At 37.1% G+C, this 21218-nt stretch carries 17 protein-coding genes; 11 read left to right on the top strand and 6 right to left on the bottom strand.

The window, feature by feature from the left end; all coding sequences use genetic code 11:
* Window positions 1–422: 422 nt before the first annotated feature.
* The 4 genes from HHL23_RS21540 to HHL23_RS21525 all read left to right on the top strand — a co-directional run bounded on the left by HHL23_RS21540 (window position 423) and on the right by HHL23_RS21525 (window position 4006).
* Window positions 423–992 (top strand): cob(I)yrinic acid a,c-diamide adenosyltransferase, encoded by a 570-nt coding sequence (locus tag HHL23_RS21540; protein WP_169236797.1) that lies wholly within the window; start codon window positions 423–425, stop codon window positions 990–992.
* The gene (locus HHL23_RS21535) at window positions 982–1629 is read left to right on the top strand and encodes a thiamine diphosphokinase (protein WP_169236796.1); all 648 of its coding nucleotides are present in this window, start codon (window positions 982–984) and stop codon (window positions 1627–1629) included. The genes HHL23_RS21540 and HHL23_RS21535 overlap by 11 nt, the downstream gene beginning before the upstream one ends.
* Window positions 1626–2504 (top strand): tyrosine-protein phosphatase, encoded by an 879-nt coding sequence (locus tag HHL23_RS21530; protein ID WP_169236795.1) that lies wholly within the window; start codon window positions 1626–1628, stop codon window positions 2502–2504. Before HHL23_RS21535 ends, HHL23_RS21530 begins: the two co-directional genes overlap by 4 nt.
* Window positions 2505–2611: 107 nt before the next feature.
* Window positions 2612–4006: a type III PLP-dependent enzyme domain-containing protein gene (locus tag HHL23_RS21525; protein ID WP_034731926.1), complete on the top strand. Its 1395-nt coding sequence runs from the start codon at window positions 2612–2614 to the stop codon at window positions 4004–4006.
* A 201-nt stretch (window positions 4007–4207) separates the two neighbouring features.
* Here HHL23_RS21525 and HHL23_RS21520 read toward each other — a convergent pair whose 3' ends face one another.
* Window positions 4208–4867, bottom strand: a complete 660-nt coding sequence (locus HHL23_RS21520) for an HAD family hydrolase (protein ID WP_169236794.1) — start codon at window positions 4865–4867, stop codon at window positions 4208–4210.
* A gap of 417 nt (window positions 4868–5284) precedes the next feature.
* Between HHL23_RS21520 and speB the strand changes: the two genes are divergently transcribed.
* The 3 genes from speB (at window position 5285) to HHL23_RS21505 (ending at window position 8089) form a co-directional block, all read left to right on the top strand.
* On the top strand, window positions 5285–6142 hold the full coding sequence (speB, locus tag HHL23_RS21515; RefSeq protein WP_169236793.1) for an agmatinase: 858 nt from the start codon (window positions 5285–5287) through the stop codon (window positions 6140–6142).
* Between the two features lie 69 nt (window positions 6143–6211).
* Entirely contained in the window at window positions 6212–7072 is an 861-nt protein-coding gene (locus HHL23_RS21510) for a bifunctional helix-turn-helix domain-containing protein/methylated-DNA--[protein]-cysteine S-methyltransferase (RefSeq protein ID WP_169236792.1), read from the top strand.
* A 405-nt stretch (window positions 7073–7477) separates the two neighbouring features.
* Window positions 7478–8089, top strand: coding sequence for an alpha-ketoglutarate-dependent dioxygenase AlkB family protein (locus HHL23_RS21505; protein ID WP_169236791.1), 612 nt, complete (start codon window positions 7478–7480; stop codon window positions 8087–8089).
* 140 nt (window positions 8090–8229) lie between these two features.
* On the opposite strand, the gene HHL23_RS21500 is transcribed toward HHL23_RS21505, so the two are convergent.
* The 4 genes from HHL23_RS21500 to HHL23_RS21485 all read right to left on the bottom strand — a co-directional run bounded on the left by HHL23_RS21500 (window position 8230) and on the right by HHL23_RS21485 (window position 13974).
* Window positions 8230–10089 carry a CocE/NonD family hydrolase gene (locus HHL23_RS21500; protein WP_169236790.1) on the bottom strand — a complete coding sequence of 620 codons (1860 nt, stop codon included), beginning with the start codon at window positions 10087–10089 and terminating at the stop codon, window positions 8230–8232.
* Window positions 10090–10237: 148 nt separating this feature from the next.
* Window positions 10238–12967, bottom strand: coding sequence for a TonB-dependent receptor (locus tag HHL23_RS21495; protein WP_169236789.1), 2730 nt, complete (start codon window positions 12965–12967; stop codon window positions 10238–10240).
* A 95-nt stretch (window positions 12968–13062) separates the two neighbouring features.
* A complete protein-coding gene (locus HHL23_RS21490; RefSeq protein ID WP_169236788.1) occupies window positions 13063–13482 on the bottom strand; it encodes an SH3 domain-containing protein in 420 nt (139 codons plus the stop codon).
* 6 nt (window positions 13483–13488) lie between these two features.
* On the bottom strand, window positions 13489–13974 hold the full coding sequence (locus tag HHL23_RS21485; RefSeq protein WP_169236787.1) for a BON domain-containing protein: 486 nt from the start codon (window positions 13972–13974) through the stop codon (window positions 13489–13491).
* Between the two features lie 222 nt (window positions 13975–14196).
* On the opposite strand from HHL23_RS21485, the gene HHL23_RS21480 reads away from it, so the two are divergent.
* Genes HHL23_RS21480 through HHL23_RS21465 form a run of 4 tightly spaced genes read left to right on the top strand, consistent with a single transcriptional unit; the run spans window position 14197 to window position 17873 of the window.
* A complete protein-coding gene (locus HHL23_RS21480; RefSeq protein WP_169236786.1) occupies window positions 14197–15447 on the top strand; it encodes a dicarboxylate/amino acid:cation symporter in 1251 nt (416 codons plus the stop codon).
* Window positions 15448–15454: 7 nt separating this feature from the next.
* A complete protein-coding gene (locus tag HHL23_RS21475) occupies window positions 15455–16177 on the top strand; it encodes a phytanoyl-CoA dioxygenase family protein (protein ID WP_169236785.1) in 723 nt (240 codons plus the stop codon).
* A 14-nt stretch (window positions 16178–16191) separates the two neighbouring features.
* Window positions 16192–16866, top strand: coding sequence for a nicotinamide riboside transporter PnuC (pnuC, locus tag HHL23_RS21470; RefSeq protein WP_169236784.1), 675 nt, complete (start codon window positions 16192–16194; stop codon window positions 16864–16866).
* Window positions 16866–17873, top strand: a complete 1008-nt coding sequence (locus tag HHL23_RS21465) for an AAA family ATPase (protein WP_169236783.1) — start codon at window positions 16866–16868, stop codon at window positions 17871–17873. Before pnuC ends, HHL23_RS21465 begins: the two co-directional genes overlap by 1 nt.
* 123 nt (window positions 17874–17996) lie before the next feature.
* Here the strand turns inward: HHL23_RS21465 and HHL23_RS21460 are convergent, their stop codons facing one another.
* The gene (locus HHL23_RS21460; RefSeq protein WP_169236782.1) at window positions 17997–20798 is read right to left on the bottom strand and encodes a GH92 family glycosyl hydrolase; all 2802 of its coding nucleotides are present in this window, start codon (window positions 20796–20798) and stop codon (window positions 17997–17999) included.
* Window positions 20799–21218: the final 420 nt, after the last annotated feature.

The raw sequence follows: 21218 nt of genomic DNA, 5'->3' as shown, positions 1-21218 counted from the left end.
CTCAGAGATCAAACAAAAGAAATATAGGTAAATATAGAGCAAGAGCTAAACCCATAGTCTCTAAAAATCAAAAGGATAGCTTGTGATATTTTACTAACTTAATGACATTGGGCTTTAGCCCGTTTAAAAAAAATCACCATCAATCGGGCTTTAGCCAAAACCTAAATCCTTACATCCAAACATTTACATCTGTGCAATCCGTGGTGAAAATATCCTTCGTGAACTGCATTCGTAAACCTTTAGTTTATACCCGGAATGACAAGATGTAATAAAAGCAGATAGTATTAGCTATGTGTCATCCTGAGCGCAGTCGAAGGATGCTCTCATTCGATCAATAATAGAGCTATAACTGTACAGAGATAAAACTATGAATCATTCACATTTTACTTTTTACATTGTACAAAATAAAGTAATTTAGTAGTATGAAAATTTATACTAAAACAGGAGATAAAGGACAGACCGCTTTATACGGCGGTACAAGAGTTTCCAAAGCCAGTGCCAGAGTAGACAGCTACGGAAATATAGACGAGCTTAATTCATTCATTGGGATTTCTAAAAGTCATATTGAGGATGAAGAGGTTTTGAAGCAGTTGAAGAAAATTCAGTTTGATCTGTTTACAGTAGGTTCAGAAGCAGCAACACCAGTTGATAAATTGATGTTGGCCAACGGGAAATCACGTCTGCCATTAATTATTTCAGATACGGAGATCGAAGAACTTGAGAAATGGATGGACGCTTTTGAAGATAAATTAGAGCCTCTTCAGTATTTTATCCTGCCTGGCGGAGGGAAATCTGCAACATTTTTACATGCAGCAAGAACGATTTGCAGAAGAGCAGAACGTTCCCTTGTTTTCTTAAATGAATCTGAAGAAGTACGTCCTGAACTGATCAAATACCTGAACAGGCTTTCTGATTACCTTTTTGTTTTGGCAAGATATATTTCAAAAATCAATAACGAACCTGAAGAATACTGGAATCCGAATGAGAGATAAAGTATTGCTTTTCATCAACGGAGATCATCCGAAAACTCTTCCAGATCCGGATCAATATAGTTTAATAGCCTGTACCGACGGTGCTTTTCATTATTTGAAACAGCTGGGTTTTCCTTTAGACAGACTAGACTTTATTTCCGGTGATTTTGATTCTCATTCAGGATCGGATGAAAGTGTTTATCAGGATAAATTTATTTTAACCCTGGATCAGGATAAAACAGACTTTCACAAAGCATTGGAAATTATTCTGGAAAAAGATTTTACAGAAATTGATGTTTTCGGAGGAAGTGGGGGTGAACAGGATCATTTTTTAGGAAATCTGACGGTTGCTTATGCTTTTAAAGACAAAATGAATCTGAAATTCTACGATGAATTTTCAGAATATTATTTTATTCCGAACAATTTTAAGCTGAAAGGGGTTAAAAATAAAATGATTTCATTGTATCCTTTCCCTTCTGTGGAAAATATTACCACAACAGGATTGAACTGGCCTTTAACTAATGGAAGTTTGAGCATCACATCAAGAATCGGAACAAGGAATTTCGCTGTGGAAGATGAGGTTTCCATTCAATACGAATCCGGTGATCTGTTGTTTTTTGTAGGAACTAATGAAATAGAATATCCCTCAATATATTGAAACAGCTTATAAAAATATCGGTTCTGCTAACAGTAGTATTTTGTGTTTTTTCCTGTAAAACACAGGATTTTACACCGCCTGAATATGGAAAAAGTGGAACCGGGAACTCTATTGAAATCAAAAAAGCAAACAATTTTCGAACGGTAGGTCATATTAAAAATTCTGAGGGACGAACTTTAAAAGAAGGGAAGTTCTACAGAAGCGGACATCTTCATCAACTGAAGAAAAATTCGTTCAAAGAACTGGAAATTCTGGGAATAAAAGAGGTGATAGATCTTAGAAATTCAAAAGAAATATCAGATAAACCGGACCAGCTTCCCGATGATATTGTTTATAAAAAATATTCAGCTTTTAAAGATGAAGGAGATCAGCTTACCCAAGCAAAAAAGCTTGTTTTGAAAGGAAAGGTAAATGGCTCCGATGCAAATAAAAGAATGATTGATTTCTACCGGGAATACGTAACTGAGAATCCTGAAGTGATCAGAAAAATCATCACAGAAATTCTGGAATCTGATCAGCCGGTTCTTTACCATTGTACAGCAGGGAAAGACAGAACAGGCATAACAACGGCTTTAATTTTAACGATTTTGAAATTTGATAAAGCAACCATCTACAATGATTATCTTTTATCCAATAATTACAGAAAAAGATTAGTCCTCAAAAGGCTAAAACTGGCTGATAATCTACATTTCCTCTATCCCAAAATGGATGTGAAAGTTCTTGAAAAACTGAGCTGGGTTGAAACAGCTTATCTCGATGCGGCGTTTGATGAAATCAATAATAAATATGGCTCAATGGATGCTTATATTCAACAGGTTCTGGGTATTTCGGAAAATAAGAGAGAGGAATATGTTAAGAAGTTCACGAATCAATAATGTGTAGCGTTTTTTACATGATGTCATTTTTAAATTTATAATAAATTTAACGCTTAAAAATCAAACTTTTTTAGCAATTTTGCATTTCGTAATTCACTTGTCAAGAAATGAAAATAAAGTACTCGGAACTTATTGATCAGACATTGTATTTTCCTACAGAGGAATTTAATGTTTCTGAGAACAATTTGTTATTTCACGATGTTCCTTTAATGGAAGTCGTTGAAAAATTTGGCACCCCGCTAAAAATTAGCTACCTGCCGAGAATTTCTCAAAATATCCAGAAGGCCAAGAGCTGGTTTAGGGAAGCTTTTGAGAAAGCCGAATATAAAAAGAATTATACCTACTGCTACTGTACAAAATCCAGTCATTTCAATTTTGTGCTTGAAGAAGCTCTTAAGAATGATATTTCTATAGAAACTTCTTCAGCCTATGATATGGATATTGTAAAATCTCTTTATGGGAAGGGTAAAGTAGATAAAAATATTGAGGTCATCTGTAATGGATTCAAGACTGATGATTATCTGGCGAAAATTTCCGAGATGATCAACAGCGGTTTTGAAAACATTACCCCGATCCTGGATAACTACCGTGAGCTGGATAAGCTTACAGAAAGTATTGATACCACGTTCGATATCGGGATCAGAATAGCTTCAGAGGAAGAGCCTAAATTCGAATTCTATACCTCGAGATTAGGGATCGGATATAGAGACATTATTCCTTATTATAGCCAGAAAATCGCTGAACACCCGAATGCAAGACTGAAAATGCTTCACTTCTTCATTAATACCGGGATCAAAGACACCGCTTATTACTGGAATGAGTTGTACAAATGTCTTCGTGTATACGCACGTTTGAAGAAAATTGCTCCGGAAGTGGATTCACTGAACATCGGTGGTGGCTTCCCAATCAAAACTTCTTTAAACTTTGAATACGATTATCAGTATATGGTGGAAGAAATCGTTTCTCAGATCAAAAAATTCTGTGAAGAGGAAGGAGTGGAAGAACCTAATATTTATACGGAATTCGGAAGCTTTACAGTTGGAGAAAGTGGGGCTAATCTTTATAAAATCATTTCTCAGAAACGTCAGAATGACAGAGAGAAGTGGAATATGATTGATTCTTCATTCATGACCACACTTCCTGATACCTGGGCGATCTCCAGACACTTCATCATGCTTCCGCTGAACAGATGGGAAGATACTTACGAGAGAGTGTTCCTGGGTGGACTGACCTGTGATTCTGATGATTATTATAATTCTGAACAGCATACGAATGCCATTTATCTGCCTGTTTTCAGTGATACAAAACCTCTGTATATCGGATTTTTCCATACAGGAGCGTATCAGGAAACGATTGGAGGGTACGGCGGTGTTCACCACTGTCTGATGCCTCAGCCGAGACACGTCCTGATCCAGAAAGATGAAAATGGTGAGCTTCAGTATGAAGTTTTTCGTGAGAAACAGGAACCTGAAGATATTTTGAAAATCCTGGGTTACAAATAATAACACCGTCATTGCGAGGAGCGAAGTGACGAAGCAATCTCAACTTAATGATCTTAACAACTCAATTATTTCTTAATGTTTTAAATTTAACCATTAAGGTTTTTGTTAAGAATTAAGAATAGTTAAGAATCTTCTCTTCGTTTCAGATGATAAGGAAAACATAAAAAATAAAGCTCTCAAAATTTTGAGAGCTTTTTTCATTTAAAAATATTTTGAAAGCTTATCCAGCTGCAGTTCTTCATAATCTGAAACCACGATATCAGCTAAAGTATAATCCTGATTTTTAGAATGCGGACTTCTGTACGCAGCACAGAAAATTTCTGCTCTGCTTGCTGCAAGAATTCCGTTCGTAGAATCTTCAATCACCATGCAGTTGGCTACAGGTTCTTCCGCCATTTCTGCTGCCAAAAGAAATACTTCAGGGTGAGGCTTGGATTCCTTCAAGGCTGCACCGCTTATTTTTCCACTGAAATACTGTTCAAGACCGAACTTTTCAAAAACCATGTTGATGGTCACCATCGTTGCAGAAGAAGCGAGAATAAGCTTAATGCCGTTTTCATGGTAATGCTTGATCAATTCTCTTACTCCGGGAATCAGGTCAAATTCCTCATCATTATCGAAATAATCTTTGAAATGAGCTCTTTTGATGGCAGAAAGATCTTCATGGGTATGAGACAAACTGTATTTCCCGATGAGTGTTTCAAAGACTCTTTTAGTGGAAGCTCCGGTGAAAGAGGTGTATAATTCTTCGGAAACAGCAATTTCCAGTTCGTCAAACGTTTTAAAATAAGCTTTTCTGTGAAGTGGTTCCGTATCTACAATAACCCCGTCCATATCGAAAAGAACAGCTTTTAAAGGCATATTTTGTTTTTTACAAAAGTAGGGAATTGGTTTGAAAGGGGGAAGCCAGATATCAGATTTCAGACCAGAGACATGAGATTTTTTGATTAAGGTTGAGAAAAGGTCAATGGTGAATTTTGCTTCGCAAGTGAATGGAGAAGGATAGATTCAAGAATCAAGAATCAAGAATCAAGAGCCAAGATTTCAGACATGAGACAATAGTCCAATTAACTTAATTGTGATGAACCAGCAACCAGCAACATTATTTCAACCAGCAGCTGACAACCAACTTCTAAACTCCTTTACCCTCTTATTCTCAAACGAACGAACCCTCAAACTCTGCCACCCTTAAACTCAGGTACGCTCAAACTCACAAACTCTTCGTATCTTTGCCAAGAATATTTCAATCTTTAAATCATTTAAATTTTTAAATAAAACATGAGAACATACGCAGGAATTCCTGAAGAAAACGCAACGTTAGAGAACTCTAAAGTAATGCTGGTAACCGTTCCTTACGATGGAACGTCAACATGGGGTAAAGGAGCTGATAAAGGCCCTGAATTATTCCTGGATGCTTCCGAAAACATGGAGCTTTATGATATTGAAACAGGAACTGAACCTTTCCTTGACGGAGTATACCTGGCAGGAGAAATTTCTGAGAATTCAAGTCCTGAAGCGATGACGGAAGCTGTTTACCAAAAAACGAAAGAGCTTTTGAATAATGAAGGAAAAGTATTTACCCTTTTCGGAGGTGAGCACTCTGTTTCTATTGGTTCTATCCGTGCAGTAGGAGAGAAGTTTGAAAACCTTACCGTTCTTCAGCTGGATGCCCATACAGACTTACGTCCTGAATTCCATGGCTCTACTTCTAACCATGCATGTGCAGTTTTTGAAGCGAATCAAAAGCATAACTTAGTTCAGGTGGGAATCCGTTCTATGGATGCTGAAGAAGCTGAATATCTGCCGGAAGGAAGAGTATTCTTTGCGCATGAGATCGCAAACAATGACAACTGGGTGAATGATGTTTTGGAAAAAGTTTCAGGAAACGTTTATATCACGATTGATCTTGATGCTTTCGATCCTTCTATTGCTCCATCTACAGGGACTCCTGAGCCAGGTGGTCTTCAGTGGTATCCAACGCTGGAATTATTGAGAAAAGTATTTGAAAAATGTAACGTAGTAGCCTTTGATATTGTAGAATTAATGGATTCTCCGATGGCTAAACCAACAGCTTTCTTAGCCGCTAAGTTATATTACAAAATGCTTGCTTACAACCATATTTATAACAACAACTAAAATTCCGCAAGAATCAGATTTTTTCTGCCCTGTATTCTTCGGAAATTTGTGAGGTAAAACAGAAATATTATGTCCGCACAAAGTCAGATCGATTACAACAGAATTGCCAAAGCGATATCATATATCCAGAGCAATTTCAGGCTTCAGCCAAGTTTGGAGGAAGTGGCAGAGAATATTCACTTAAGTCCGGCTCATTTTCAGAAGATATTTACGGAATGGGCAGGAACGAGTCCGAAGAAATTTTTACAGTTCATCAGTCTTGAACATGCTAAAAATTTATTGAAGGAAGAAAAAGCGACTTTATTTGATACCGCTTACGAAACGGGACTTTCCAGCACAAGCAGGCTTCATGACCTTTTTGTGAACATAGAAGGAATGTCTCCGGCGGAATATAAAAACGGCGGAAAAAGCCTGAACATCAATTACAGTTTTCCCAAAAGTCCTTTTGGATCTGTAATGGTAGCATCCACTGAAAAAGGAATTTGCTACATGGCTTTTGAAGACGATAAAGAAACAGCATTGGGAAATTTGAAACAGACGTTTCCCAATGCTTCTTTTTTTGAAAGACAGGATACTCTTCAGAGCAATGCACTGTCCATATTCGATCAGGACTGGACGAAACTCAACACGATTAAACTCCATCTAAAAGGCACAGATTTTCAGCTTAAAGTCTGGGAAAGCCTACTTTCTATCCCAATGGGAAAACTGTCTACCTACGGCAATCTGGCCGAAAAAATTGGGAATCCAAAGGCATCCAGAGCGGTTGGAACGGCAATTGGCAGTAATCCAGTAGCCTTTCTTATTCCATGTCACCGGGTGATTCGATCTACGGGTAATATGGGGGGGTACCGATGGGGAAGTGAAAGAAAACAGCTGATGGTAGGCTGGGAAAGCTCACATATCTATTCTGAAAATTCTATTTTACTTTAATTATAATTTAAACCACAAAAGTCACAAAAACGCTACGTTTTATTTTAAAGTTGAATATTTTTAAGTGAAAAAGTTCACAAAATATAATCTGAAGTTTTTTAGCTTTCGTTGATATGAATACCAGATTTAAGTTTTGGCTAAAGCCAGATTGGATGTTTTTTATGTGTAAAACAAAACGGACTAAAGTCCGTTCCTATTGATGTAAACATAACAAATACTTATATTTACATTAGTGCCAAATAAATCTTTGATCTTCAAAAAAAAACTTAAGTGCACTTTATTCAACGTTTTAGTAATAACTTAAAAAACTTAAAGTGTTAAAAACTTTTGCGACTTTTGTGGTTAAAATAAAACCCTAGTTATAAAATTTAATTACTCATTCATACTTTTTACAAACTCAAAATCATGAACAGCCTGTTTGAAGAAATATCCGAATATCCTTTGAATATTCTTCCGAATGATGGAACAGTCCATTATTACGGAACAGTATTTAACAAAGAAAGATCAGATTTCTTTTATGATTATCTACTCAATCAGATCCCCTGGGAAAATGATGAAGCAGTCATTTTTGGAAAATTAATTTTAACGAAGAGAAAAGTAGCCTGGTTCGGAGAAAAAGCCTTTGAATATACCTACTCAAAACGGACAAAATATGCGAAATTCTGGACACAGGAATTACTCGAACTTAAGAAAAAATGCGAGGAAGTTTCAGGAGAAACATACAATTCCTGCCTTCTCAATTTATACCATGATGGAAGCGAAGGAATGGCTTACCACAGCGACGGAGAAAAGGATCTTAAAAAACATGGAGCCATTGCATCCCTGACTTTCGGTGCCGAAAGAAAGTTTTTATTTAAACATAAAACCACCAAAGAGAAAGTGGAAATATTCCTGGAAAATGGAAGCCTGCTCATAATGAAAGGAACAACGCAGGAAAACTGGCTGCACAGACTTCCGCCAACAACCAAAGTGAAATCGCCACGGGTAAATCTTACTTTCAGAACGATTGAAGAGTAAAAATTCGTCGTGGCTGAGGTTCTTGAAGCCATCAATAATATTATATAAAAAAATCCGGTCGCTCAATTTCTCGTAGCGACCGGATTTTACGTTTTATAAACAGATATCTATTACCATAGGTGGCTTTAGACACCTTATTTTTATTTCAATACTTCAGCTTCAATAGAGCTGTCATTATATACTTTAATAAAAGCTTTTGTATAATCTGCTTTCGTCGCAAAGTTTGGATTCTCCATAAATTTCTGAGGGTTTATCGCGAAAAGCGGCCACCATGTACTGCTGATCTGGATCTGGATTTTGTGTCCTTTTTTGAACGTATGCATCACATCCTGCAATTTGAAATTGACAGCCGTTTTCTGATTAGGAACCAAAGCTTCGCCTTTTTCTCTTGAATTTCTGAATCTTGCCGGCATGATCTCACTTCTTACCATCTGGTGGTAATTAGGATAAATAACTCCGTCTTTCTTTTCCTTAGGTTTAAAATCTTCAGGATAAACATCAATCAGTTTTACTGCAAAATCTGCGTCGGTAGAAGAGGAAGCGATATTCAGTTTAGCCATGATCTCTCCCGCGAAACTCATATCTTCCATTAAAACATCTGTCGTAAACGTCAAAACGTCAGGTCTTCCAACAGCAAATCTCTGGTCTTCCGACATATAATTTTTAGGGGTGAATCCGTTGAAATCTTTCAGATTATCAGAACTTAAAACAGGGTTGTTCGGATCACTGTAGTATTCTGAAGAGCCTTGGCCTGCAGCGTTCTTCAATGTTCCGTCAGATAAGTAGAAATTGATCTTCTGGGCATTTTTTGGAGGATAAGAGGCAAATTCTCTCCATTCTTTAGATCCCGTATCATACATCAAAGCTTCCGGAAGCCCGGCATCTTCTTTGGTGTTTCCTTTTAAATAATGATTAAAAAATTTAGTTTCAATATTTTTCTGGTAATACGTCGCAATGCTGTCCCCGAAATAAATCTGGTTATGGAAATGTTTTCCTTGCTCCTGTGCCCATGCTCCATGAGAGAAAGGTCCCATCACAATGGTATTTTTAGCTTTTGGACTCGTTTTTTCTATCGTTTTGTAAATGTTAAGCGGTCCTGAAAGGTCTTCCGCATCAAACCAGCCTCCAACGGTCATTACCGCATGGTTGACATTCTTTAAATGGGGAAGAAGGTTTCTTTTCTGCCAGAACTCATCATAGTTAGGATGATTCATGATCTCCGTCATGAAGAAATTGTTTTTGTAGTATTTTTCGTAGCCATCCTTTAAAGTGCCCATATCTCTGTAAAACTTAAGACCATCTTCCGAAGTCTGCTTCACAAAAGTATCCATATACCAAGCCTTGTTTTCCGGTTTTGTCTTCTGAATCCCAAAAACAGGGAATGTTCTGAAATAGCCCAGCATGAATCTTCCGTTATGAAGAAAGTCATCATTCCAGAAATCAGAAATAGGAGCCTGGGGAGATGAAGCGACAAGAGCAGGGTGCTGCGCCAGTATTCCTACCGCAGTGTAAAATCCTGGGTACGAAGTTCCATATTGTCCAGCCTTACCATTGTTGTCTTTAACATTCTTTAAAAGCCATTCTATCGTATCATAAGTATCCGTGCTTTCATCTATGTCTTTTTTTGTTTTGCGGTCTACCTGAGGCGTCATATTGGTAAAAGCTCCCTCACTCATATATCTTCCGCGTACATCCTGGAAGACAAAAATATACTTATCCTTCATTAGGTACTGGTTAGGTCCCAATTTGGATCTGTATTCATTTTCTCCGTAAGGCGCGATGCTGTAGCAGGTTCTCTGCATCAGGAAAGGATATTTGTTTTTGTTTGAAATATCTTTCGGGACGTATATCGCTGTGAAAAGCTTTACTCCGTCACGCATCGGAATATAAAATTCCTTTTTGGTAAAATTATCTTTTACGAACGTATCCTTCTGATCTGTACTCTGTGCACGCCCAAGGATAAAAAAGAAAATAAATAAAATTGAAATATGGATCTTCATAAATAAAATTTGACGCTAATTTATAAATAAAATGAGTCCAATACACATCATGCTCTCAATCTTTTGGCAGAAAATAGGTGAGAATGAAAAAATGACCGGAATCTTCCGGCCATAGTATGAGTTTTAAAAAATATAAAAACTGTTTTTTCTACATCTTTTTTCCTGCAAATCTGTTGAGTTTCATACTCAGAGAGAACATGATATAGCGTTTCAGGATAAGATCTTCACGGTCTTCAATATATGAATTGGAGATCGTTCTTCTGACACTTTGGTTTTGGTTCAGAACATCATAGATCTTCATCTTGGCCGTGAATTGTTTGTTGAAGAAAGAATACCCTAGACTTGTATTCCAGAAGAAAAAATCTTTTTTGAAACCAGGGGCAATATTAGAATTCGTATTGTATTCAAAGTCATTTCCGAAAACCAATCTGCTTTTAAAAAGATAATTGGTGAGTTCCAACTTCAGGGTTTGGTTGGCAGTATGCACATTATCAATGCTGTAATTGGTGTATTTTGAAAAGTTATATCCAAGTCTGTAGGAAGGTTTTATGCTGAATTTATCCTTAAGCTCGTAGGTCACATTCAGGCCGGGATTCAGGCCGTACGACTCATTGGTGAAAAATTGACCGTTAATAAATCCCTTATTATAATTGTACTGCATACTAAACCTTGGATTCACAGACAGTTTACTGTCTTTCCACTTAAACGTTTTGTTGAAGCCTGCTCCCAGATTCATGTTCTTATTACCGCTCACGTTGTCATAGGTCACAAGCTGCTTTCCTGAATCGTCATATCGGGAAAAATTAACAACATCATTATTTCTGTACATAAAATTAAGACTTACGTAATAGTTTATGTTTTTTACAAGATTGTAATTATTAAAAAATAAAGAGCTGCTATTGGTCCACGTGTTTTTTAAATTGGGATTTCCGGTAGAGGTAACCAGGGGATTTGAAGTGTCTTCATAAGGAGTAAGCTGTTCTGCCCCCGGAATGGTAAAACCTGAATAATTGTAGAGATTCAGCATTTTATTTTCTGAGAACTGGTACCTGGCATTAAAGTTATAGCCGGGAAGAGCAAAGCTTTTTTGCAAACCATATTGCTGGCCGTTATAGACAGAATTAACCTTCATATCCGAAATATCAACAGTCACAGATCCCCAGATACTGAATTTCTTTTTATTGAGGTCAAAAGAAAGTTCAGGAGTAAGCTGGTTGATTTTCTGTTTCAGACTGTTAGATAAAGGTGAATTGTAATCCGAATACTGCCCTGAGGTAGCGTTGAAATCATTAACATCCCTCGAGTCTCTTGAAATTTTTGAACTGTAGGATACTTCAAAACTTACCGTTGCAGAATCTGAGACAGGTTCAGTATATCCGGCACTGAAATTATACATACTGTTCTGGTTTTTGGTTTTGGACAGTTGGTTTCTGTTGTCATTCTCTTCAGCTCCCTGATAAAATACAGTTTGTGATCTGTTGAGGTTATCTTTGTTGGATTCAGAAATTGTACTGTTCATTTTAGCATTCAGGGAACGTCTTTCCTTTCTGAATTGTTTTGAATAATAAATATAGGGAGTAAATGAATTGCTTTCAGATTCAGTGCTTGTAGAAGATTCACTTCCGTTGAGTAGCACATTATCTCGTAACGTAGATGATTGTGAACTGTTAAAACTGGAGCTTCGGCTATTGTTAAACTTTGGTGAAATGTAGACAGTACTCAAAGAATCCAGTGTAATTTCTGCTGAGGCATCTATATTGTTCTGCTGGGTTTCACTCTCACCTTTATTCTCAGAATGCGTGGTAAGCGTGTATTCCGGAAGAAGGGTAGTTCTGGATGATTTGGATGCTGTTTCCGTCTCAGAATTGGAATGGTTGAAGCTGAAATTATCCAGATCCATCTCTTTTCCGAATTTATCGTTATAATTGATTCCGACGGTTGTGGATTTCTGAATTCCTTTTCCCCTGCCTGATGATGATATTCCGCCCTGCATTCCTGATGAATTCCGTCCTTCTCCCATGCTGTCAAATACATCATCATTAGAGAAACCCTGGGAATTGATATTGTTCGATGAAGCGATAAGGCTTATTTTAGTGTCATTTTTAAAGTAACTCACCAATGCACTGCCTTCATAACGTTTGTCTGAACCGTAGCCCAGCATCAATCTCGACAGTAATCCCTTATTCTTTTTTTCGTCAATATTAAAATTGATCGTTGTGTTATTAGATTTGGGTTTTTTCCCGCTTAATTCCTCCTCCTTCGTCTTGGTAGTGGTAAACTGAATATTTTTAATGATATCTGCCGGAAGATTCTGAAGAGCAATTTTACCATCCTTGTCAAAAAATGGCTTCCCGTTGATCATGATCTGGTCTACCTCCTTTCCGTTGACGGTGATCTTTTTGTCGTTATCGATCTCTACACCCGGAATTTTTTTCAGGAGTTCTTCAATTTTACTGTCCGGACGGACTTTGATGGACGAAGCATTAAATTCTATCGTGTCTTTCTTTATCTTGACTGGTGATACCGTGATCTTTATTTCCTCTATACTTTTGACAATATTTTTTTCAAGCTCTATATCTCCCAAAGCTATAGACTGGCTGATCTTTTCCACCTTTTTAGAGTAGGGAGAAAGCTTTTCAACATTGATCTTTAAAATGGCAGGTTCATTCAGGGCATCTGTTTTCAGAGAAAACTTACCTTCCTTATTGGTGGCGGTATAGTTGATGATAGATGAATCTTTTTCTTTAAGGAGATAAATGGTGGCATTTTCCACAGGCTTTTTATCAAAATCAGACACCTTTCCGTTAATGGATAAATTTTGTCCATACAGGACCATACTATTGAATGCTAATAACAGCAGCCATAAGATTTTCTTCATTCAGTGCTTTCTTTTAGAAGCGTAAAAATATAAAAAAACATCCCCGATCGGGGATGTCTGTATTGATTTTTTCAAAAGTTTGGTATTTCGAAAAATTAAGCTTTCAAATATCTTGAATAAGCATAACCTTCCTGACCGTCGTCAGTTTTCACTTTCCACCAGTCATCAGAAGTTTGCTCGATCAAAGTTACAGATGAACCTTTAGCAGCTTTTCCTACTACAGCAGCCTCAGTAGAAGGCTCTTGTCTGATGTTTAGGTTAGAATCTTCTGTAGCTACTGTTAAAGCAGCACCTGAAGTTAATCCAGCAACCTGTACATCAATATTGATGTCTGAAGCTGAATAGGTAGAGTCGATAGTTCCTAAAGCATTCCATACTGCATCTTTTGCTGCTGTATTGGAAGCATTTCCTGAAACATACAGAATACCATCCTGCTCCTGAATCTGAAGGTTAGAAATTCCTGCAGACTGTGCCGCTGAAACTACGCTTGAATATTTATCTTGTAATGTGCTCATCTTAAATTATTTTACCACTAGGTTATTGTTATACTTTCCGATTTTCAAAGCATCTACAGATTCTTTGATCTTTCTTGCCTGAAGGCCTGAAACATTTCCTGTAAGTGTAAGCTGTCCGTTTACAACTTCTACTTTTACAGAAGGGAAATCTTTAACAGCATCCTGAACTTTTTTCTGAACTGCAGGATCTACAGCTGTTGTCGTTTCAACTGGCGCTGGTGTAGCTACAGCTACAGTAGACATGTCCATTACTTCTTTTACTCCGCTGATCGCTTTCAATTTTGTGATCATAGCATCCTTAGATTGCTGGTCAGCGAAAGTTCCGCTTAAATGAGCCACTCCTTCTTTTACTTCTACAGAAGCATTGGGATTAGAAGTTACGATTGTTGTAGCCTGAGTTTGAAGATCGGCATCCGAAATTTTCTTTTTGCAAGAAACCGCTCCAAAAGATATAGCTAGAGCCAAGGCAGCCATTGCGATAGTTTTTTTCATAGTTGTATATTTATTAATGTTGTTAATACAATCAAATGTAATAATAAAATTTGTACCAAAAGAATAAAAAATTAATAAATGTTTCTTAATTTTTTTACAATATTTTATAAATCAGGGATTTAATTTTAATGTATTATAATCTTAACCTAAACTTAACCTGATTCGGACAAAATCTTGTACCAATTGAAAAACTGTTATATTTGTGGGAATTGAACAATATATATGAAAGGACAAAATAAACTTTTTATAGCCATTATCGTTGCGCTTATCCTGGGAGTAGTCATTGGAGGTATCGTACATGTACAGTATCCCGAAAGTGCGGAACCCTTTTCCAAGAATATCAAACTGCTGGGAACTGTTTTTATCAGACTGGTACAGATGATCATCGCACCGCTGGTTTTTACCACGCTTGTCGTGGGAATTGCCAAAATGAGCGATATTAAAATGATCGGAAGAGTAGGGACAAAAGCCATGTTGTGGTTTATCTCCGCTTCACTGGTTTCCCTCTTTATCGGACTGGTGCTTGTGAACTGGCTTGAGCCCGGGCATGTGACCAAACTGCCAATCCAGGATGCCGCTGCTGCAGAAGATCTTCTGAAAAGCAGTAAAGGTTTTTCTCTGGAAGACTTTGTAAAACACATGATCCCCAAAAGTTTATTTGAAGCTTTTGCGACCAACGAGGTGCTTCAGATTGTGGTTTTCTCTATTATGTTTGGGGTAGCACTTGCTAATTTGGGAGAAGAATATTCAAAACCGGTGGTTAAACTTTTTGATATTATTGCCCATGCTATCCTTAAAATGGTAGCCTATATCATGTGGTTTGCTCCATTTGGAGTTTTGGGAGCTATTGCTGCTGTAGTAGCGATGAACGGATTCCAGATATTTATCGTCTATGCGGTGTATCTGCGAGACTTTTTCTTCGCCCTGGCCGTTCTTTGGCTCGTCCTGCTATTGGTGGGTTACCTGATCTTAGGAAAGCGTCTTTTCGAATTGCTTAAAAGAATCAAGGCACCGTTACTGATCGCTTTCTCTACAACGAGTTCAGAAGCTGTTTTCCCTAAATTGGTAGAAGAGCTTGAAAAATTCGGATGTAATAACAGAGTCGTATCCTTTATTCTGCCTTTAGGATATTCATTTAATCTGGACGGAAGTATGATGTATATGACATTTGCTTCCATCTTTATTGCTCAGATCTATGGTATTGAAATGTCATTGGGTCAGCAGATCACAATGCTTTTAGTATTAATGCTTACCTCCAAAGGTATTGCCGGAGTTCCAAGAGCTTCACTGGTCATCATCGTCGCTACCTGTTCCATGTTTGGTATTCCACCGGAAGGTATCGCTTTGATCCTGCCTATTGATCACTTCTGTGATATGGGAAGAAGTATGACCAATGTATTAGGAAACGCATTGGCCACATCCGCTGTTTCCAAATGGGAAGGACAGCTAGAAAATACACCTCAGGAAGTTTAAAACGCACATGACAAAACAATATTTAGAGAATCATAAACAATATTTCCTTGAAAAAGGTCTTACCGTAATCAATTCAATCTTTTCTGATGATGAGATTGAAAAGATAACAAAGAGTATCGGAAAGGCCGATACCTCAAGAGAAAATTTCAGAAAATCCGATGATCTGTTTGCTGTAAGACAGTTCCTGAAAGAAATTCCGGAAATTAAAGATCTGATATTTAATGATAACCTTAAAACCATTATCAGAAAACTCTTCGGAGAAAAGTATTTTGTCGTAAAAAGCATTTATTTTGACAAACCGGAAACCTCAAACTGGTATGTAGCCTATCATCAGGATCTTACGATTTCAGTAGATAAAAAGCTGGAAATAGCAGGTTTCGGACCCTGGACAACCAAACAAGATCAGTTTGCTGTACAGCCGCCACTACCATTTCTTGAAAATATCTGTACCCTCAGGATACATCTGGATGATACGGATGAATATAACGGAGCATTGAAAGTCATTCCAGGATCTCATACCAAAGGAATTTGCAGACCAGAAACCATAGACTGGAGTAAAGAACCGGAAAAATTCTGCGATGTACAGAAGGGTGGGATCATGATTATGAAGCCGCTTACACTTCATGGTTCCAACAGAACTACTGATGGCAGGAAAAGAAGAATGATCCATATAGAATTTTCTGATATGGAGCTGCCGGAAGAACTGCAATGGTCCGAGAGAATGAGTTAATTAAGGAAAAATTAATGAAAAATATTTTAAAATCATGGAAGCCATTTGAAATCATTTGGCTTTTATCATTTTCATTACTTGGAGCTATTATTGCAATTGTAAGTAAAGATAACTGGTTGAATTTTTTGGTTCTTGTTTCTGGAATTTTATGTGTTGTATTGGCTGCAAAAGGAAGTATCTGGAACTATGTTATAGGAACTTTAAACACCGTTGCATATGCTTATGTTGCTTATACTAATGGTTTATTTGGAGAGCTTGGACTTTATATTTTATTTTTTTTTCCGATGAATATTATTGGATATTTTATGTGGAAAAACCATGTGAAAAATGATATAGTAGATATGAAAACACTCAATATAAGATCTATCTTAATCGTGTTTTTAATAACTGTCTTAGGATGTATTTTTTTAGGATATTTTTTATCAACAATTCATAATCAGAATAACCCTTATCTAGACGGAATGTCCACTGTTATTTCAATTATTGCGACGATTTTAATGATTCTTCGTTATAAAGAACAATGGTTATTATACATTATTTTAAATATTATCACGGTTATTATTTGGATAATCAGAACTTTAGACGGAAGCGAAAGCGGAATAATGATGATCGCAATGTGGTCAGCTTTTCTAATTAACGCTGTATATGGATATTATAATTGGAATAAGGGGAGTAAAGAATTAAAATAATGAAGAAAACGGGACTTACCTTAGGAAAATATGCGCCATTTCATAAAGGACATCAATTTGTCTTTGATACAGCTTTGAGTGAAGTTGATGAGTTGGTTGTACTTATATATGAAACAGAGGTTACCGGAATTCCTCTACATATTCGTGCAAATTGGATAAGAAACTTATATCCGAAAGTTGAGGTTATAGAATGTTGGGATGGTCCGGATGGTTATTCCAATGAAAGATGGTTTGAGATTATTCAGGAAGAATATATTTTGAAGATGCTTAATGGAAAAAAAATTACCCATTTTTATTCAAGCGAATTTTATGGCGATCATGTAAGTAAGGCTTTAAATGCTGTTGACAGAAGAATTGATGAAGCCAGGAATATGGTTCCGATCTCTGCCACGAAAATCAGGGGAAATTCTTTTGAGACTAAAGAATATGTAAGTGATATTGTTTACAGAGATCTTATAACGAAAATCGTTTTTCTTGGTGCCATGTCTTCTGGAAAATCTACGCTTGTAGAAGCTTTAGCAAAGAAATTCAATACGACTTTTGCTCCTGAATACGGAAGGGAATATTGGACTCAGCATCAGGTAGACAGAAGAATAGGTTTTGAGGCCTTTAATGAAATAGCGAAAGGACATATCGAAATTGAAGATAGGGAGATTTTAAATGCTAATCAACATTTTTTTGTTGATACTAATGCCATTACTACCTATATGTTTGCAATGGATTATCATAGAAAAGCTCCCGATTTTTTAACGAAAACGGCCCATTTAAATTACAAACGATATGATTTGTTCTTTCTTTGCGATATTGATATTCCTTATGATGATACTTGGGACAGAAGCGGAAATCAAAAGAGAGAAGTCTTTCAAAAACAAATTATTGCTGATTTAAAGGAACGAAATATACCTTATATTCTGCTTTCAGGAAATCTGGAAAAAAGAATTCAGAAGGTAGAAAATGTACTTTCAGAATTCAAAAAGTATTCAAATTATTTTGGTTCTAAAATTTGATGTAATTAAAGGTAAAAAGATACTGTTAGAGATATCATCCTGAGCTTAATCGAAGAATTCTAACATTAAAATCCCTCTTTGAAACCTTTCAAAGGGGGATTTTAATTCTATTTAGGTTGACCTTTATTTCACAGAAATCTCATCAATAAAAATATACGCCTCACCTCCGGCTCCCTGATGCCATTCCGGAAGTTTTCCGAAATAATACGCTTTTACCTTGATATAGCGGGCTTCAGTCGGAAGGATCTCTGCTCCGAAATCTTTGATCTGTACCTTTTCATCTTTTGGATCGATGGTATTGTATATCGTTTTTAGAAGAACAAAGTCTTTACCGTTCATGGAAGCATAATATTCTACTTTCTTAGGCATTAAGATCCATGCTCTGCTGTCCTGAAGATAGTTAGAGGATAGTTTAGTAATCTGCTGAGGCGATTTTAAATCAATTACGGCTTCAAAATCCTGTCCCTGATAGCCATGCCATTCGCCTTTTCGCCAGTTTACATCCCCGTTGATCCCGTCAATCAGTGCCAGTTTTCCATTAGCTGTGTACTGTGGAGTTGCTTTTGAATGGATGTTGATATCCCAATAATTGGGTCTTCTGTTGAAATTAGCTACTGTAATAGAACTCTTTTCACCATTTTTTTCTGAATAGGCCAGAACCTGAGTTGTTTTACTGATGGTGAAAGGCCCTTTATAAGGTATGAAAGTCTTTCTTACATTGGCATCGCTTTCACTTAATGTCATATAATAGACTTTATCGGCCGGATTCAGTGGGGTGATCTGTACTTTTGAAGAGAAATCGAAGATCCTGTCGGAGGCGATAACTGGCGAAGCAGTAAGCTGTGTATATTTGAAATCCTTTGCTGGTTTGCTGTTTTCAAAACCCAGTTTTTGAAGTTCAGATTTGCTGGTATTCCTGGTGATTACTTTTGTGGTACCCTCTTCCAAATGAATTTTAATCTCATCAAAATAAGGGGTTGTCGTTTGCCATTCGGGTAGTCCGGGAGTAACGGCATAGATTCCAAGCGAACTCAGGATATACCAGGCACTCATCTGGCCACAGTCTTCATTTCCGATGAGTCCGTCTGGAGTGTTTTTATAGAAATTATCAAGAATATATTTGATCTTGGCATCTGTTTTCTTCGATTTGTCGACATAGTTATACAGATAAGCGATATGATGGCTAGGCTCATTGCCCTGAGCATATTGCCCCATCAGGCCTGTGATGTCTACCTGTTCTCGTCCTGTCGTTTTATCCGGGGCTGCAAAAATAGCATCAATGAACTGTTCAAATTTTTGTTCTCCGCCGTGAGCAGCGATCAATCCGGGAATATCCTGCTGTACAGAGTATGAATAATGCCATGAATTTCCTTCCGTATAATTATTGTTCACCTCCCTTGCATCAAAAGGCTCATACCAGTTTCCATTCTTTCTGGGTTGCATAAAGCCGCTGTTTGGATTGTAGAGATTTTTCCAGTTCTGGGAACGTTTCATGAAATACTGATAATCTTCTTTTTTGCCTAAAATCTTAGCCATTTGCGCGATACACCAGTCGTCATAGGCATATTCCACCGTTTTGGAAACGCTTTCATGCTCATCATCGATGCTGATATAATTGTTCTGTTTGTAAGCATTTAACCCAAAAATATCCAGCATGGCAGAATTTTTAGAAGCCTGGAATGCTTTTTCATAATCAAAACCTTTAATTCCTTTAGCCATGGCATCTGCAATCACAGAAACAGAATGATAGCCGATCATACATTCCGTTTCATTGGAAGCCAGCTCCCAAACGGGAAGTTTTCCACTCTGTTCATACTGTTTGATAAATGTATTGATGAAATCGGCCGTTCTCTTTCTGTCGATCAGGGTCATCAGCGGATGGGCAGCTCTGAAGGTGTCCCAGAGTGAAAAGACAGAGTAATAATCAAACCCAGCGGTGGTGTATAGTTTGTTGTCGCGGCCTCTGTATTTTCCATCCACATCCATATTGATGTTCGGTTGGGTAAGAACATGATAAAGGGCTGTATAAAAGACAGAAAGTTTATCCTTATCGTCGGACTTAACTTCAATTTTTGAAAGCTCTTTGTTCCAGTCAGTTTCTGCCTGCTTTTTTACCATTTCAAAATCATTGGATGGGCCTTCTGCCAGCATGTTTTTTTCCGTTCCTTCATAGCCTGTTGGGGAAATGGCAACTTTTACACTGATCTTTTCTCCTTTTTTGACATCGGATGAAAAAGCAAGAGCAAGTTTGGTTCCGGTGAAAATTTTATTTTCTTGCTTTCCGTTAACCTCTTTTTTTGAGATTTTCATCGGCTTTGAAAATTCAATTCTGGCGTAGATGTATTGGTTGGTAGCCCAGGCTTCGCTTCTTCTGAAAACTTCGACAGTTTTATCATCAATGATCTTCACTTCACCTTCCAGCAATTTGTCCCTGTGGTTGAGATCCAGAATGATATTGGCTACTCCAGGTTTATTAAAAGTATATTCATGGTAACCGACTCTTTTGGTAGTGGTCAGGCGGACATCAATATTGTTTTTGTCTAATTTGACAGCATAAAATCCAGCTGAAGCCTTTTCATTTTTATGCGAAAACTTGGAAGAATAATCTTTGTAATCCAGGTTTGCATTCCCCATCGTAGGCATCAGCATGATATCACCATAATCTGAAACTCCGGTTCCATTGAGATGTGTATGCGAAAATCCATAGATCACAGAATCTGAATAATGATAACCGCTGCATCCGTCCCAGCTTCCGTCTATTCTGGTATCAGGTGAAAGCTGCACCATTCCGAAAGGAACAATGGCTCCCGGAAAGGTATGGCCGTGGCCTCCGGTTCCTATAAAAGGGTTGACATATTGAGAATAATTCTGGGAATATATGATCTGGGCAATACATAAGGAGAAAATCGCCAGTCTTTTTTTCATATCATAATTTTATGTCAACGAATATATTGAAAAAACGGCAGAACAGAATGTAATAATGATATGACAATACCTATCTTATCATTATCACATAATCGTTATAATTCCTGAAGACTTAATTTATCAGCGACTTATACGTTTGGAAATAAAAAGATAAATGGGGCGGATTGTAATGTGAGATTGGATGAAAAAACGGAGAGAATTAAAAGAAGCTTGTGTGGTAGAAGATTTATTGTTTTTATCCGTTGGATATAGTTTTGGCTAAAGCCGGATGAACGTTGATATATTTGTTAAACGGGCTAAAGCCCAATGTCATTAAGATATGGATTTAATACGTTGATTATCAGTTATTTTAATTGTTTTTTTGGTTTGTTTTTTGTATATTTAACAGTGAATCAAGCAGTTAAATCGAGAAGAAAAAAA

Origin of the sequence: Chryseobacterium antibioticum (assembly GCF_012927325.1) — a bacterium.
GTDB lineage: Bacteria > Bacteroidota > Bacteroidia > Flavobacteriales > Weeksellaceae > Chryseobacterium > Chryseobacterium antibioticum.
This window is presented reverse-complemented; position numbering and strand designations above follow the sequence as displayed.

Excerpts from the sequence above, each read along its gene's own strand:
- HHL23_RS21540 (WP_169236797.1), top strand. The coding sequence starts at position 423 with ATGAAAATTTATACTAAAACAGGAGATAAAGGACAGACCGCTTTATAC.
- HHL23_RS21535 (WP_169236796.1), top strand. The coding sequence starts at position 982 with ATGAGAGATAAAGTATTGCTTTTCATCAACGGAGATCATCCGAAAACT.
- HHL23_RS21525 (WP_034731926.1), top strand. The coding sequence starts at position 2,612 with ATGAAAATAAAGTACTCGGAACTTATTGATCAGACATTGTATTTTCCT.
- HHL23_RS21520 (WP_169236794.1), bottom strand. The coding sequence starts at position 4,867 with ATGCCTTTAAAAGCTGTTCTTTTCGATATGGACGGGGTTATTGTAGAT.
- speB (WP_169236793.1), top strand. The coding sequence starts at position 5,285 with ATGAGAACATACGCAGGAATTCCTGAAGAAAACGCAACGTTAGAGAAC.
- HHL23_RS21510 (WP_169236792.1), top strand. The coding sequence starts at position 6,212 with ATGTCCGCACAAAGTCAGATCGATTACAACAGAATTGCCAAAGCGATA.
- HHL23_RS21505 (WP_169236791.1), top strand. The coding sequence starts at position 7,478 with ATGAACAGCCTGTTTGAAGAAATATCCGAATATCCTTTGAATATTCTT.
- HHL23_RS21500 (WP_169236790.1), bottom strand. The coding sequence starts at position 10,089 with ATGAAGATCCATATTTCAATTTTATTTATTTTCTTTTTTATCCTTGGG.
- HHL23_RS21495 (WP_169236789.1), bottom strand. The coding sequence starts at position 12,967 with ATGAAGAAAATCTTATGGCTGCTGTTATTAGCATTCAATAGTATGGTC.
- HHL23_RS21490 (WP_169236788.1), bottom strand. The coding sequence starts at position 13,482 with ATGAGCACATTACAAGATAAATATTCAAGCGTAGTTTCAGCGGCACAG.
- HHL23_RS21485 (WP_169236787.1), bottom strand. The coding sequence starts at position 13,974 with ATGAAAAAAACTATCGCAATGGCTGCCTTGGCTCTAGCTATATCTTTT.
- HHL23_RS21480 (WP_169236786.1), top strand. The coding sequence starts at position 14,197 with ATGAAAGGACAAAATAAACTTTTTATAGCCATTATCGTTGCGCTTATC.
- HHL23_RS21475 (WP_169236785.1), top strand. The coding sequence starts at position 15,455 with ATGACAAAACAATATTTAGAGAATCATAAACAATATTTCCTTGAAAAA.
- pnuC (WP_169236784.1), top strand. The coding sequence starts at position 16,192 with ATGAAAAATATTTTAAAATCATGGAAGCCATTTGAAATCATTTGGCTT.
- HHL23_RS21465 (WP_169236783.1), top strand. The coding sequence starts at position 16,866 with ATGAAGAAAACGGGACTTACCTTAGGAAAATATGCGCCATTTCATAAA.
- HHL23_RS21460 (WP_169236782.1), bottom strand. The coding sequence starts at position 20,798 with ATGAAAAAAAGACTGGCGATTTTCTCCTTATGTATTGCCCAGATCATA.